Genomic DNA, 15500 nt, shown 5'->3' with positions numbered 1-15500 from the left:
ATAGACAACAAATAATTAGTTTGAAGGGGTACTTAATATGCACGCATCTGTAAAAAATACGCTATTAGCAACCGCCGGAGCTGCAGCTGCATTGGCTGGAAGTTCAGTTGTTGCTTCAGCTGACTCTATTACTGTTAAATCTGGAGATACGCTATATGCTTTAGCAGCCGCACATCACGTGACTGTTGACGAATTAGTTTCAGCAAACAAGATTGCTAACGCAAATCTAATCCTTACTGGTCAAAAGATTGAATTACCAGGTTCATCAGCAACGTCAGCTCAATCAACAGCATCTTCAGCTGCAACAAAGCCAGCCGCAAAGGGAACATCATACACTGTAAAGTCTGGTGATACTTTGTGGGCAATTGCTAATGCTAATGGTTTGACTTTGTCAGAATTGTTGTCAGCTAACCAAGGTTTGCAAGCCTCATCAATTATCTATGTTGGTGATTCAATTAACCTTACAGCTTCAGCAACTCAGGCAAGTAGTGCCCCAGCAGCAAGTTCAGCAGCTGCAACGTCAACAGCAAACGCATCATTGGCTGCAGCAAGCTCAGTGGCTGCACAATCAGCTGCGACATCAGCAGCAAATGCATCATTGGCCGCAGCTAATTCAGCTGCTGCACAATCAGCTGCAACGTCAACAGCAAATGCATCATTAGCTGCAGCAAGTTCAGCAGCCGCACAATCAGCTGCAACGTCAACAGCAAATGCATCATTAGCCGCAGCTAACTCAGCTGCTGCACAATCAGCTGCAACGTCAACAGCAAATGCATCATTAGCTGCAGCAAGCTCAGCAGCCGCACAATCAGCTGCAACATCAGCAGCAAACGCATCATTGGCCGCAGCTAACTCAGCTGCTGCACAATCAGCTGCAACGTCAGCAGCAAACGCATCATTGGCCGCAGCAAGCTCAGCAGCTGCACAATCAGCTGCAACGTCAGCAGCAAATGCATCATTGGCCGCAGCAAGCTCAGCAGCCGCACAATCAGCTGCAACGTCAGCAGCAAACGCATCATTAGCTGCAGCAAGTTCAGCCGCAGCTCAACCACAAAAGGTTGCTACTTCTACAGCAAGTAACAATGTTGTTTCAGCAGATACAACTGGTAACACATATCCATATGGACAATGCACGTGGTACGTTAAGGGTGATTTAAGCTGGGTCGGTAATCACTGGGGTAATGCTTCAGCATGGCCATCATCAGCAACTGCAGCTGGTCATACTGTAAATAGTACAGCGTCAGTTGGAGCTGTAGCATATTTCGCACCTGGTGTTGGTGGCGCTAGCGCTTACGGTCACGTTGCTGTTGTTGATTCTGTAAATTCAGATGGTACGATCACAATTTCAGAAGCAAACTATGCAGGTAAGTTGTACAATTCACGTACAATTTCTACGTCATCAGTTTCAGGATTCATTCACCAATAAAAGCCATTATTTAAGGAGACTCGTTAGCGGGTCTTTTTTTATATAATTAAAGGAGTGAAAGACAAATGCCATTTAAGATTGAACCTGGACGGGTCGTTCATTTTAATGATTTTGATCAAGCTGATGCAGAGATTTTATTTGAGCCACCAGTTGCAGATAAACCAGTACAAATTACTGCTTCTAATTTTGCTCGTAAAACAACAGGAGCTCGTATTCAAAGAACAATGCTCCAGATGATTATGGAAAATATTTGTGAGCGTTTGACGGTGGTTTTAGAAGAAGTACTTGATGTGCCATACTTAAAGGATGGGCAAAGCGTCGATAAAGGATTCGATACGGGTGGTTTAATTCAGTACATGTTTAACAAAGTCGTTGGTGTAGGGTTTCCACATGAAGTTGGTGAACAAATGAAATCTGTTACACAATTTCAGGTTTCTGAGACCTTACCAGGTGATTTATTAGTCTGGGGAAGTGCGTTGTTGCCTACAACAGCTGGTATTTACATTGGCGGTGGTAAGTATGTGACAGTGGACGTATTTACAGAAAAGGTAACAATTAAATCTATTTCAAGAAAATGGTTACCGGATTTTGTTGGTGCGATAAGGTAGTTAAAACAGTCATGTAGTCATTTTTCAGTTATAATAAGGACAGGAGGTTTCAATATGGAATTTACTTATGAACCTGGTCGCTTATTTCATGAAACTGATGGCATTGTTGATGCCGAAATATTATTTCCTGAAATTTTGGGTGGTGCAGTTTGGTCAATAGATCATACGTATGTTGATCCAGAACTTCGGGGACAAGGCATTGCAGGTCAAATGTTGGCAGAAGTCGTTGATCGTGCAACAAAGGCTAATGTACAATTAAAACCAGTATGTACTTACGCGCGACAAGCCTTTTTTAGAAATCCAGAATATCAAAAAATAGCTTATAAAGTTTAAGTTTGTTTTGAAAGCACGCGTTATTTCGACGGGTGCTTTTTAATTTCCTTGAAATTAAGTTATACTTAGTCTTAAGTATTTATTTGAGAGGAATTGTGATGAAACGAGGATTTGCTGTCGTTAATAAGTATGCAAACGCTAATTTGAGTTTGCCAAGTCGAAGTACAGAACATGCTGCAGGATATGATTTTCAAGCAGCAGAGGACTTTATATTACCGTCTATTTGGCGGATGCCATTTTTGAAAGTTTTATGGCAGATAAGACATAATAATGTCGTCACGTCTGAAAGTGACGAACAAGCATCAAAAATTATCAAGCCATTACTAGTACCAACTGGTATTAAAGCCTATATGGGTGATGATGAGTATTTGATGATTGCTAATCGTTCATCAAATCCGTTGAAGCGAGGATTAATTTTACCAAATGGGGTTGGCATCATTGATGCTGATTATGTTGATAATCCTAAAAATGAAGGTGAAATTTTTATTCAAATGATTAATTTTGGCCTACATGACGTGACAATTAAAAAGGGTGAACGGATTGGTCAAGGCATTTTTATGCCATTTCTGGTTACAGACGATGACCAAAAACAGATTAAAAAAACACGCCAGGGTGGCTTTGGTAGCTCTGGTATTAACTAAGGGGTGAATTATGGCAAAAACAAAAACCCAATTCGTTTGTTCAAATTGTGGTTTTGTCTCACAGCGATACATGGGACGATGTGCTAATTGTGGTGCATGGGGAACATTTGTCGAAGAAGTTATGCAACCGGAAAAGGTGGATCGTAAGTCACGAATCAATCTAGCTGGTCAAGTAGCCAAGGTTGAACGACTGAATGAAATCAACATTGAAGAAACACCACGTATTAAGACAGATAATGAGGAATTTAACCGCGTGCTTGGTGGTGGCATTGTCCCTGGTTCCATGGTACTGATTGGTGGTGATCCTGGAATAGGAAAATCAACATTGTTACTACAGATTTCTGGTCAGCTAGCTAATATGGGAAATAAAGTCCTATATATTGCAGGTGAAGAGAGTGCGTCACAAATTAAATTACGTGCAGAACGATTAGGTGTTCGTGGTGATTCAGACTTTTTATTGTTTCCAGAGACAGATATGAAGCAAATCAGACAGGCGATTGATGAAGCTAAGCCAGAATTTGTTGTCATTGATTCAATACAAACAATGCAAGAGCCGGATATCAGTTCATCAGTTGGTTCAGTTGCCCAAATCCGTGAGACGACCGCAGAATTATTGCAAATTGCAAAGACAAATAACATTACAATTTTTATTGTTGGTCATGTTACCAAAGAAGGTGCGATTGCCGGACCAAAAATTTTAGAGCATATGGTCGATACTGTTCTATATTTTGAGGGTGACAATCAGCGAAGCTTTAGATTACTACGTGCCGTTAAAAATCGATTTGGATCAACCAATGAGTTAGGTGTCTTTGATATGCAACATGGCGGTTTAGTTGAAGTATCGAACCCATCTGATCTCTTTCTAGAAGAACGCTTGGCAGATGCGAGTGGCTCAGCAGTCGTTGTGGCCATGGAAGGAACACGGCCAATTTTAGTTGAGGTACAAGCATTGGTGACGCCAACCGTGTTCGGCAATGCACAACGGACAGCTTCAGGAATTGACCGGAATCGTGTATCATTGTTAATGGCAGTCTTAGAAAAGCGAGCTAACTTGTTGCTACAGAATCAAGATGCCTATGTACGAGCTGCCGGTGGTGTTAAACTTGATGAACCAGCAATTGACTTAGCTGTCGCAATTGCGATTGCTTCAAGCTACAATGATGTTGAGACACGATCAACAGATGCGTTTATTGGTGAGATTGGACTAACTGGTGAAGTTAGACGCGTACCTAATGTTGTTGAACGTGTAAATGAGGCCAAAAAGCTGGGATTTAAACGAGTTTTTGTTCCACAACATGTGTCAGAACAATTAGCAGGAATTGATGGCATTCAAATTATGCCAACTAAGACTTTGTCAGAGGCATTACAAAACGCATTGGGATAATGCAGAAAGGAGTATGATATGTTACGGAAACGAATCATTCAGGGAATTTTTTTACTTGCTGGTGGGGCAATTGCTATCACATTACTTCCAGTGGTATGGCGTATTTTTAATTTAGCGGACCATGTATGGATTAATAACGTTATTGTCAATTTTATTCTAGGTGCTATTATTTTTTATTTATTAAGTTTGCCACTATGGCGACCAGTTGATCAGATGATTCATCGTATTGAAAATTATTTGAACAAGCAATCGCCACTATTATTACTAATTGGTTCATTAACAACTTTAATTGGATTGGTTATTGCGGTTGTAATCACTGTGCCTTTACAGCATATGAATAACTTTTTCTTAAGTGGCGTGGTACCAGTTATCGTTATGGCATTACTGGGGTATTTAGGGTTCCGATTAGGTACGACAAGAATTGATGAATGGCGAAAATTGTTGCCAACGCTAACGGGACGAACAAAAAAGGTACGTCCACAAGATGAAATCAGTCGTGGCGATGTTTTGACGGAGGTTGAGACAAATTACCATCATTACAAAATTTTGGATACCAATATTTTGATAGATGGTCGTATCCTTGATCTTGTTAAAACTGGCTTTATTGAGGGAACGCTATTAGTACCAAACTTTGTACTTTATGAGCTACAGTATATTGCTGATGCAGGTGAATCATTAAAGCGGGTGCGTGGTCGTAGAGGACTTGATGTTCTAAATGAGTTACGTGAAAACAATAATGTGCCACTTGAAATGTGGGAAGGTGACTATGAAGATATTTCTGAAGTTGATGAAAAATTAATTCGTTTAGCAGAAGATATCAATGGTGTTTTAGTTACTAATGATTATAATTTAAATAAGGTTACCAAGTTTCAAAATGTGCAAGTTTTGAATATTAACGAATTAGCTGGTGCACTACGTCCACGTGTGGCCGTGGGTGATCATTTATCTGTTTTGTTGGTAAAAAATGGTACCGAACGCCAGCAAGCTGTTGGATACCTTGATGATGGTACAATGGTTGTTGCTGAAGAAGGACGCAAGTATCTACAAAAAACAGTGACAGTTGAAGTGACATCGGCCTTGCAGACAGATGCAGGCCGTATGATTTTTGGTACGGTTATTGAAAAATAACAGTTAATTTAAAAAAATTAAACATTTAATCAATAGAACACATTGAATCGTGCGAGAAAGCGCGGTATATTAGTAGTCGGTATATATTTAGAAATATAAGATAAAGAGGAGTGTCGATTAGCATGGCTGAGACTACCGAAAAGAAAATTCGAGTGCGTTACGCACCATCACCAACTGGACATTTGCATATTGGAAATGCCCGTACTGCATTATTTAACTGGTTATTTGCCCGTCACCATAAGGGTGAATTTATCATCCGTATTGAGGATACAGACCAGACGCGTAATATTGCTGATGGTGAAAAGTCACAGTTAGATAATTTAGCTTGGCTTGGTTTAGACTGGGATGAATCGCCAGCTAATCCAGGAAAGTATGGTCCTTATCGTCAATCTGAACGTTTGTCAATTTACAAGCCACTTATTCAAGACTTGTTGGATCGTGGGCTAGCATATCGTTCATTTAAAACCTCAGAAGAATTGGCTGCAGAACGTGAGGCACAAGTTGCTGCAAAGGAAGCACCACACTATGTTTATGAATATGCAGATATGTCTGATGAAGAAATAGCTGCATTCCAAGCTGATGCTGAAGCAAAAGGCTTGCCTTATGTTGTTCGTTTCCGTGTCCCTGAGGATAAAGATTATGCTTGGAATGATATTGTTAAGGGTCAAATTTCAATTAATTCATCAACTGTGGGTGGTGATTGGGTCATTCAAAAAGCTGATGGTATGCCAACATACAATTTTGCGGTTGTTGTTGATGACCACATGATGGAGATTTCTCATGTATTGCGTGGGGATGATCACGTATCGAATACTCCTAAGCAATTAATGATTTATGAGGCCTTTGGTTGGGAAGCACCAATCTTTGGGCATATGACATTGATTATTAACGGTGATACTGGTAAAAAGTTGTCGAAGCGTGACGAAACAGTTTTGCAATTCATCGAACAATACCGTTCTTTGGGCTACCTACCTGAGGCCTTGTTGAACTTCATCGTATTGCTTGGATGGTCACCAGTTGGTGAAAAGGAAATCTTCAACAAGAAACAATTGGTTAAGATTTTTGATGAAAATCGTTTATCAAAGTCACCTGCTAAATTTGATAATAAGAAACTGGAATGGGTTAATAACCAATGGATCAAGACTGCTGACCAAAATATGGTTTTTGATAAGTTGATTGAACAATTGGTTTATTCAAAGGTTGTTGATCCTGCTGAGTTGACAGCTGAAAAGATGCAATGGTTGCGTTCAGTGATGAATGTCTATATGGACGGTGTTTCATACACTGCACAAATTGTACCACTTATTAAGCCAGTATTCTTTGAAATGCCAGCTGCTGCTGATATTCCTGATTCTGCTAAAGAGTGGATGAATGGGGATAATGTTAAGGATATGTTGACGCTATTCATCGATAAGATTGAAAAAATGCCAATCTTTACAGCGACTGCGGTATTATATGCAATTCGTGAGATTCAAAATGAGATGGATGTTAAGGGTCGCGCACTTTGGAATCCATTACGTATTGCAACAACTCGTGAAGAGCAAGGTCCTAATCTAGGAGAATTGCTTGAATTACTAGGTCGTGAGCAGACCTTAGCAAATATCCGCGAGTTCTTATAATAAATGTTTGTTTAGATGAGAATGTAATAAAGATTTGTTCAAGATCATCAGTTTACTGGCTTTAAAGCGGTAGGCTGATGGTCTTTTTCAGTTTATATATTGTTAATAATGTTTCAGGCACTTTTATACTAAAAGTCATGTCACTATGGTCATCAGTATGTTAGAATGTTACTTAGTATAATTAGCGAAAAATAGCTAATAATGACCGATGAGAGGGAAGATAAAGATGGCTAATCCATTACGTACAATTATTGAAAGTGATAAAGGAAAATTGCGCCGCTTGGGTCACTTGGCTGATAAAGTGGAAGCCCATGCCGACGAAATGGCAGCCTTATCTGATGAAGAACTACAAGCAAAAACACCATATTTTCGAGACTTATTGAAAAATGGTCAAACATTAGACGATATTTTACCAGAAGCCTTTGCGGTTGTTCGTGAAGGTGCAAAACGTGTGTTAGGATTGTATCCATTCCGGGTACAAATTATGGGATCAGCAGTTTTGCATGGTGGTAATATTGCAGAAATGAAGACTGGTGAAGGAAAAACACTTACGGCAACAATGGCAGTTTATTTGAATGCCTTACCTCAAAAAGGTGTCCATGTTGTTACAGTCAATGAATACTTGACCCAACGAGATGGTGAAGAAATGGGTCAACTTTACAAGTGGTTAGGACTAACAGTTGGTATCAACTTGACTGAGTTATCACCAGATGAAAAACGCGCAGCATATCTTTGCGATATTACCTATACAACAAATTCAGAAATTGGATTCGATTATCTACGTGACAACATGGTGGCACGTAAAGAAGATCGTGTTCAGCGCGGCTTAAATTTTGCGCTAGTTGACGAGACTGATTCTATTTTGATTGATGAGGCTCGTACACCTTTGATTATTTCTGGTGCACCAGCACAAACAAGTACGCAACTATATATTCGCGCAGATCGTTTTGCAAAGTCATTAACTGAAGATGAAGATTTCAAGGTTGATCATGAATCAAAATCAGTTCTGTTGAACGATGAAGGAATTGCCAAGGGTGAGAAATACTTTAACCTAGAGAATCTTTATGGTACCGGAAATGTCGCATTGACTCACCACATTGATCAAGCATTGCGTGCAAATTACACCATGTTTAATAACAAAGATTATGTTGTTCGTGATGGTGAAGTTGTATTAGTTGATGCCTTTTCAGGTCGTATTCAAGAAGGTCGACGCTTCTCTGATGGCTTGCATCAAGCTTTGGAAGCAAAGGAGCAAGTACAAATTCAAGAAGATAATCGTGCCATGGCGTCAATCACCTATCAGAATTTGTTCCGTCAATACAACAAATTATCAGGTATGACTGGTACGGCTAAGACTGAAGCGGATGAATTCCGTGAAATTTATAATATGGAAATTACGACGATTCCAACAAATAAGCCAATCCAACGAGTGGATGAACCTGATTTGTTGTATCCTAATTTAAAGTCAAAGTTTAACGCAGTATTACAGCTTGTTATTGACTTGCATGAAAAAGGACAACCAATTCTAATTGGTACAGTTGCCGTGGAAACTTCAGAGTTGCTATCACAATTATTGGATAAAGCAGGTATTCCACACAATGTGTTGAATGCGAAGAATCACGCCCGTGAAGCTGAAATCATTGCTAATGCTGGTCAACGTGGTGCGGTTACGATTGCTACCAACATGGCCGGCCGTGGTACCGATATTAAATTAGGCCCTGGTGTAGCTGAGATGGGTGGTTTAGCGGTTATTGGTACTGAGCGACATGAATCTCGTCGAATTGATAACCAACTCCGTGGTCGTTCTGGACGTCAGGGAGATAAAGGATACTCACAGTTCTTCTTGTCACTAGAAGATGATTTGATGATTCGCTTCGGTGGTGAACGTATTAAGAATTTGATGGAAAGTATGAATATGGGTGATGAAGATGCTGTTATCCGTAATGGTTTGATTACGCGTTCAGTTGAGTCTGCTCAAAAGCGTGTTGAGGGAAATAACTATGATTCTCGTAAGCATGTGTTGCAGTACGACGACGTCATGTCACAACAGCGTAACGCCTTCTATGCAAACCGAAATCAAGTCATTGATGAGGAAAAGTCCTTAAGAGACGTATTGCTACCAATGGTTGAACGTACGATACATCGAGTGGTCAAGAATCAAACAATCGGTAAACCAAAAGAATGGCATCTTGATGCAATTGTTGAATTTGCGCAAGCAACCATCGTACCGGTTAATTCAATTAAGGTTGCAGATTTACAAGGTAAGTCAGCCCAAGAAATTGAGGATGAAATCTATCGTCGCGCTAAGGATATGTATGATGAAAAGCGCCATGCGCTTGGTGACGATGAAGAACGTCTCTTACAATTTACTCGAGTAGTTATTCTACGTGTGGTCGATGCCCAATGGACTGACCATATGGAAGCGATGAACCAACTTCGTGATGCAATTCAACTGCGTGGTTACGGTCAATTGAATCCATTGATTGAGTATCAGAATGAAGGTTTCCGTATGTTTGATGAAATGATTGCGGGTGTTGAATATGATGTCACGCGACTATTTATGAAGTCAGAAATCCGCCAAAATGTTCGGTAAATAAACATCTATTGAAACAAAGTGATGCGATTAAGAATAATGAATAATTTCTTAGTCGGGCAAGCCCGGAATCTGGCGGTAGTTAATGTTAGATTGCGGGCTTTTATGTGTCACAAAAGAGGTCTTTTGGTAGAGACATCATTTGTCTGGCGTTTATTTGTAATTCTTACAGGGAGGAAATAATGGAAATATCTGAAGCACGTCGCAAATTAGCTGACATGTCCGCAGAAATCGAAAAATTCGGTGATTCGTTGGATTTAGACGCATTGAATGATGAGATCGCAGCAAATGAAGCAAAAATGGTTGAACCTGATTTTTGGCAAGACAATGTTGCGGCACAAAAAATTATTGATGAAAATAATGTCTTAAAGGGGCGCCGTGATGATTATTTAAAATTGGCAAACGGCGTTGAAAATGTAGAGGCAGCCATTGATCTGTTAAGTGAACTTTATGATGAAGATATGGCAACCGAGATGGCTGATGATCTGGATAAGCTAAGTGAAGATTTATCTGCTTATCGCTTAGCACAGTTACTAAATGAGCCATATGATAAAAATAATGCTATTTTAGAGATTCATCCTGGTTCAGGTGGGACTGAATCTGCTGACTGGGGTGCCAACCTGCAGCGTATGTACACACGTTGGGCAGAGCAACACGGATTTAAAGTAGATATTATGGACTATCATCCTGGGGATGTCGCTGGTGTTGATTCAGTGACACTAATGATTACGGGACATAATGCCTATGGATATCTACGCTCAGAGCGTGGTGTACATCGTTTTGTGCGTATTTCACCATTTGATTCTGCTGGTCGTCGGCATACATCATTCGTGTCAATTGATGTGATGCCTGAACTAGATGATTCGGTAGAGGTAGATATTAATCCGGCTGATGTTAAGATGGATGTTTATCGTGCATCAGGAGCAGGTGGTCAGCATATCAATAAAACATCATCTGCGGTCCGCTTGACACATATACCAACTGGTATTGTGGTTGCTTCACAACAACAGCGTTCACAATTTCAAAATAAAGATACAGCTTATGCCATGTTACGTGCAAAGCTGTACCAATTAGAGATGGATAAAAAAGAAAAGGAACGTGCAGCGATTGCTGGTGACCATTTAGAAAATGGGTGGGGCTCGCAAATTAGGTCGTATGTTTTCCAACCTTATCGTATGGTAAAAGACCATCGTGATGGTTTCGAGTCGGGCAATCCGCAAGCAGTGATGGATGGTGATTTAGATCCATTTATTAATGCTTACCTACGTTGGCGTTTATCAGAACAAAACCCTGAATAAAAAGTGTGTTGAAGGTTATTGCAAAAAAACTGAATCCACCAACCTACCAAATTGAGATGGACAGGTTGATGGATTCAGTTTTTTGTTGCATTCATTTTAGTATCTATTTACGAACTAACTCAGTATAGGCAGCATCGTCTAATACTAAATCAATTTCACCAATGTATTCTAGTGGATCAGCCTTAATAAAAGTGTGCTTAAAGACATAGAGTCCATCGTCAGTTGATTGTGATTCAATCCCACCCATATCATACAAATCGACACCTTCATCGAGAGCCCATTGAATCATTGCCGTTTGAACAGCATAAGGGGCATAGTAAGTAGGACCATCATTTGAACCTGCATACATGTACCAAATTTTACGACCGTATTTAAAACCAATACCAGTTGAGAGTAACTCGCCCTCGCGTTCTGCTATGTAAACGCGCATGATACCATTGTCACCAAAAGCATCACGCATACGTTCGAAGTAATCCTTCGGACGATAAGTGATACCATGACGATTGGCCATATTGACATAAGTTTCATAAAAGGCATCCATTGCGGCGGTATCGCTACCATAGCGGACAGTTACACCATCACGCATTGGTCGTTTTAATTTTGACTTTGTTTTTGATGGGTATAAATCAAAGGTCTCTTTTGCATCTGGTTTTGCTTTTAGATCCAATACCATATTTAGACGGGGTTGAATCGTTGCATGCATCCCTTCATCAGCAACATTACGGTTGCGTGTTTCGAAGCCATGTTCCTGAAGTTGCGTATTCAATTCATCAGAATAAAGAACTTCTGGATCCATACGGATGACATAAGCATCATCATCAGCTAGTGCTTTTTTTGCTTCGGTCATTAATTGTTCTAATAAATCAAGGTTAGTAATATCCATGACCGGACCTTTTGAAGCATAGGCAAATTTTTTACCTAATTTTGTTTGGGTCAATAACATTGAAATCGCAGCAATGATATTACCGGCTTCGTCAGTGACGTAAGCGTAACGTGGCTCCCAATTATTTTTAATTTTTGCCCAACCTAGATCTTGTCCGACTTGGCCATAAGGTGAGTGTTGCACAAATTCTTCATATTTTTTGACAGCTGCCGTGTCACTTAAATCTAAAACTGGCATGTTATCCTTCTTTCTTTAGCATATGGCTAATTTAGATCTCCTTATGAATTATAACATAGGCAATAAAATTGTTTTTAGCGTATAATGAACTTTATGGAAACTATTAAATCAGCAAAAAATAGCCGTGTCAAAGCATGGCAAAAATTACAGACTAAAAAAGGCCGTCAAGCCAGTGAAACTTATCTACTTGATGGTTGGCATTTAGTGCAAGAAGCTATTCAACATGATGGTAAATTACACGCAGTGATGGGAACGGCAGAACAATTAGCAGAACACCAGGAGGAATTACCGCTAGGCGTACCCGTTTTTGAAATTACAGATGACATTGCGAAAAAGCTATCGGATTTGGTGACACCACAAGGCATTTTTGCAGAAGTGTCATTACCTAGTGCCACACGTGAACCACAATTTATTCACGATGGTGCTTGGCTGTTTTTGGATGCGATTCAAGATCCGGGTAATGTCGGTACAATGGTAAGAACGGCAGATGCTGCTGGATTTACGGGTGTTGTATTTGGTCATGGCTCAGTTGATCCATATTCACCAAAAGCATTGCGTGCGATGCAAGGTTCACAATTCCATCTAACAACGACAACTGGTAATTTAGCAGACTGGACAGCATCATTTACACAAAATGGTATGAACGTCTATGGCACGCAATTAGATCCAGAAGCTGCAGATGTCTTTACTGTGCCAGCGCAGACACAATTTGCTTTAATTATGGGGAATGAAGGGCAAGGCATGCAACCAGAATTGGCAAAGATGACAACTAAGAATCTATATATTCCAATCTCTGGTCAGGCTGAGTCGTTAAATGTTGCAGTTGCAGCTGGTATCGCAATGTTTGCATTAAAGGCTCGTTAAAGATTTATAAAGTAATCTAGGTTTGTGCGAGGGGGAAGAGCAATGCTAGATTGGCAAAAAGATGAAGTATATAGTGATATTGTGAAAGATTTGTTGTCACATCCGCAAGTACAGGAAATGGCAAATTATACACAACATCATCATTCTGATCGATTAACACACTGTATTACAGTCTCTTACGTTAGTTATCGCTTAGCTTTACGCTTTGGTTTAAATGCTACAGCAGTCGCACGCGCAGGAGTGTTGCATGATTTGTTTTTCTACGATTGGCGTGAAACAAAGTTTGAACTAGGCTCACATGCGTTTATTCATCCGCGAGTTGCTCTGCGTAATGCTGAAAAAATAACCAATCTTTCTCCAATGGAAAAGGATATTATTTTAAAACATATGTGGGGTGCCACGAGTGAATTACCACATTATCGTGAAAGTTTATTAGTTGATTTGGTTGATGATTATTTGGCAGTTGCTGAATTTTTCTCACCAGCATCAGCTCGTATGAAACGTCTATTCCATACGAATTAACGATAAAAGTGACAGACAATAGAAAAGGCTAGCCTTATTTTGATGTATTAATCATCAGAATAAAGCTAGCCTTTTAATTTTTTATTGTTTTAATCAGTGAGCACTGACTTTGCGACCGTGAATAAAGTAGTAAAGGATAATACCAATTAGTGCAATCACTGCCATCACGATAAATAAGTTTTGGTAACCGAGCATTGGCTGGATAAAACCAATGATAGAGGGGCCAAATCCCAATGAAAATTCATAACAAATAAAATAAGTGGCGGTTGTCTGTGTTAAACGATCAGCAGGCACCATTTGTGTCGTTGTTGATTGTACGGCAGACTGAAAATTACCAAATCCAAAACCAATCAAAATGGCAGCAAGTAACATCATCCAGCCGTTTGACATTTTACCAAGAATAAATAAACCAATCGCCAAGATAATTAATGCTGGGTAAACAACATAATTTTCATTTTTATTATCCATTAATCGACCAACTAGCGGCCGAGAAACTAGTATGGCCAGGGCATATACCAAGAAAAAATAAGATGCAAAAGTTACTAAGTTTAAATCACTGGCATAAAAATCTAGTTCGGATTGTAGAGCAGCATAACCAAATGTAACAAAGCCAAGGGTCAAAGAGATACCCAGAACTTTTGGCTCAATCAATGTTTTTAAATTAAATTTTTTATTTGTTGACGTTGCTTGAATAGTGACTTTTTTTGCGTCAATTAGAAATGAAGCAATCAAAGCAATCACGCCGGTAATAAATTCTAACCAAAATAAGATGGTATATGAATAATGTTGTTCAATCAATAGTGCTAAGAAAGGACCAAATGCGGTTCCTAAGATAGTGGCTAATGAGAAGTATGCGATGCCTTCTGCTCGTCGTGCAAGAGGAATCACATTAATGACTGCTGTGTTAGTAACTGTACCAGTTAAGCCCACTGCTAATCCTTGAATAAAACGAATGATCAACAGGTAGATAATCCCACCTTCGTATTGATAAGCAAGTAGGATTGGTACGAGAATAATCATGCTTAGAATCGTTAATTTTTTAGCACTAAATTTTGCAGTCATGATACCGGCACTAAAGCGGGCCACCATTGTACCAATAATGGTCATACCAGTTATTAAGCCAGCAATGGTTGTACTAACATGGTAGGTATGAACCGCATATGGACCAATGATGACAAATAGACTGTAAAAAGTCATCATACTAAGAATTTGAATAATAAACAATTGAATAAAAGTTGCATTAAAAATGCTAGAGGAGTCACTATTTGACGTAATACTGTACCTATCTTTCAAAAAATTTTCCTAGATAAGTATACACCTTCTGTCAAATCGCCTCTTTTCGTGCGCAATAAATGACGATATAATGGGTCATGTGGGAATTAGAAGTTATTCCGTGCATTTTTTGTAAGTAAAGCATAGAATGAATATACGAGAAGAGAAATATAGCTAGTTAAGGAGAAAAAATATGGTAGTTGTAACCGATAAGGCGACCGATGCTGCAGAATTATGTGAAAATAAATTATGTGATAAGTTTGTCGCAACCTTTGAGATTCTTGGTCGCAAATGGAATGGTATGATTATTGAAACATTGCTTGTCAATGGACCACGCCGTTTTAAAGACCTAGCACAATCAGTATCAAAATGTTCAGACCGCGTGTTAGTTGAACGTTTGAAGGAGTTAGAAGCTGCAGATATTGTTGAGCGACGTACTTATGATGATTCGGCTTTGATTGAATATGCGTTAACAGCACGTGGTGAATCAATGCGTGATATGATGACGGCAATTCATGAGTGGTCAGATAAGTGGCAGTGCCCTGCAAAATAGAAACTTGAAAAGTTAAAATAAAGTTTGTACAATAGAGCAAGAAACAATGAATGACCTAGTAGGTACCTTTTTAAAGATTAGCGAGCAGGAAGTGGTGAGAGCCTGTCTTTGGAAGCACTGAATTTCAGTCAGGAGTTCA

14 protein-coding genes and 1 other annotated feature (1 of these 15 only partly in view) are annotated in these 15500 nt (G+C 39.5%); of the genes, 12 read left to right on the top strand and 2 right to left on the bottom strand.

The window, feature by feature from the left end; all coding sequences use genetic code 11:
- The first annotated feature begins 37 nt into the window (after window positions 1–37).
- The 9 genes from QRX23_RS07520 to prfB all read left to right on the top strand — a co-directional run bounded on the left by QRX23_RS07520 (window position 38) and on the right by prfB (window position 11030).
- Window positions 38–1426 (top strand): LysM peptidoglycan-binding domain-containing protein, encoded by a 1389-nt coding sequence (locus QRX23_RS07520; RefSeq protein WP_330155189.1) that lies wholly within the window; start codon window positions 38–40, stop codon window positions 1424–1426.
- A gap of 65 nt (window positions 1427–1491) precedes the next feature.
- Window positions 1492–2034 (top strand): NlpC/P60 family protein, encoded by a 543-nt coding sequence (locus QRX23_RS07515; protein ID WP_330155188.1) that lies wholly within the window; start codon window positions 1492–1494, stop codon window positions 2032–2034.
- 54 nt (window positions 2035–2088) lie between these two features.
- Window positions 2089–2367, top strand: a complete 279-nt coding sequence (locus QRX23_RS07510) for a GNAT family N-acetyltransferase (protein ID WP_330155187.1) — start codon at window positions 2089–2091, stop codon at window positions 2365–2367.
- Between the two features lie 98 nt (window positions 2368–2465).
- Window positions 2466–3008, top strand: coding sequence for a dCTP deaminase/dUTPase family protein (locus tag QRX23_RS07505; RefSeq protein ID WP_330155186.1), 543 nt, complete (start codon window positions 2466–2468; stop codon window positions 3006–3008).
- A gap of 10 nt (window positions 3009–3018) precedes the next feature.
- Window positions 3019–4392 carry a DNA repair protein RadA gene (gene radA / locus QRX23_RS07500; RefSeq protein WP_040760502.1) on the top strand — a complete coding sequence of 458 codons (1374 nt, stop codon included), beginning with the start codon at window positions 3019–3021 and terminating at the stop codon, window positions 4390–4392.
- A gap of 18 nt (window positions 4393–4410) precedes the next feature.
- A complete protein-coding gene (locus QRX23_RS07495) occupies window positions 4411–5520 on the top strand; it encodes a PIN/TRAM domain-containing protein (protein WP_330155185.1) in 1110 nt (369 codons plus the stop codon).
- 122 nt (window positions 5521–5642) lie between these two features.
- A complete protein-coding gene (gene gltX / locus QRX23_RS07490) occupies window positions 5643–7139 on the top strand; it encodes a glutamate--tRNA ligase (RefSeq protein WP_330155184.1) in 1497 nt (498 codons plus the stop codon).
- Between the two features lie 226 nt (window positions 7140–7365).
- The gene (gene secA / locus QRX23_RS07485; protein ID WP_330155183.1) at window positions 7366–9732 is read left to right on the top strand and encodes a preprotein translocase subunit SecA; all 2367 of its coding nucleotides are present in this window, start codon (window positions 7366–7368) and stop codon (window positions 9730–9732) included.
- 182 nt (window positions 9733–9914) lie between these two features.
- Complete coding sequence (prfB, locus tag QRX23_RS07480) at window positions 9915–11030, top strand: peptide chain release factor 2 (RefSeq protein WP_040760497.1); 1116 nt, start codon at window positions 9915–9917, stop codon at window positions 11028–11030.
- A gap of 103 nt (window positions 11031–11133) precedes the next feature.
- On the opposite strand, the gene femX is transcribed toward prfB, so the two are convergent.
- On the bottom strand, window positions 11134–12150 hold the full coding sequence (femX, locus tag QRX23_RS07475) for a UDP-N-acetylmuramoylpentapeptide-lysine N(6)-alanyltransferase (RefSeq protein WP_150177765.1): 1017 nt from the start codon (window positions 12148–12150) through the stop codon (window positions 11134–11136).
- A 93-nt stretch (window positions 12151–12243) separates the two neighbouring features.
- On the opposite strand from femX, the gene QRX23_RS07470 reads away from it, so the two are divergent.
- Window positions 12244–13014 (top strand): TrmH family RNA methyltransferase, encoded by a 771-nt coding sequence (locus QRX23_RS07470; protein ID WP_330155182.1) that lies wholly within the window; start codon window positions 12244–12246, stop codon window positions 13012–13014.
- Window positions 13015–13056: 42 nt separating this feature from the next.
- Window positions 13057–13536, top strand: coding sequence for an HD domain-containing protein (locus QRX23_RS07465; protein WP_330155181.1), 480 nt, complete (start codon window positions 13057–13059; stop codon window positions 13534–13536).
- 93 nt (window positions 13537–13629) lie between these two features.
- On the opposite strand, the gene QRX23_RS07460 is transcribed toward QRX23_RS07465, so the two are convergent.
- Window positions 13630–14760 (bottom strand): MFS transporter, encoded by a 1131-nt coding sequence (locus QRX23_RS07460; protein ID WP_330156133.1) that lies wholly within the window; start codon window positions 14758–14760, stop codon window positions 13630–13632.
- Between the two features lie 241 nt (window positions 14761–15001).
- On the opposite strand from QRX23_RS07460, the gene QRX23_RS07455 reads away from it, so the two are divergent.
- Window positions 15002–15361, top strand: coding sequence for a winged helix-turn-helix transcriptional regulator (locus QRX23_RS07455; protein WP_002827821.1), 360 nt, complete (start codon window positions 15002–15004; stop codon window positions 15359–15361).
- Between the two features lie 37 nt (window positions 15362–15398).
- Window positions 15399–15500: a binding site (T-box leader), on the top strand; it runs 107 nt beyond the window's last position.

This window comes from Weissella paramesenteroides (assembly GCF_036327715.1).
Taxonomy (GTDB): domain Bacteria; phylum Bacillota; class Bacilli; order Lactobacillales; family Lactobacillaceae; genus Weissella; species Weissella paramesenteroides.
This window is presented reverse-complemented; position numbering and strand designations above follow the sequence as displayed.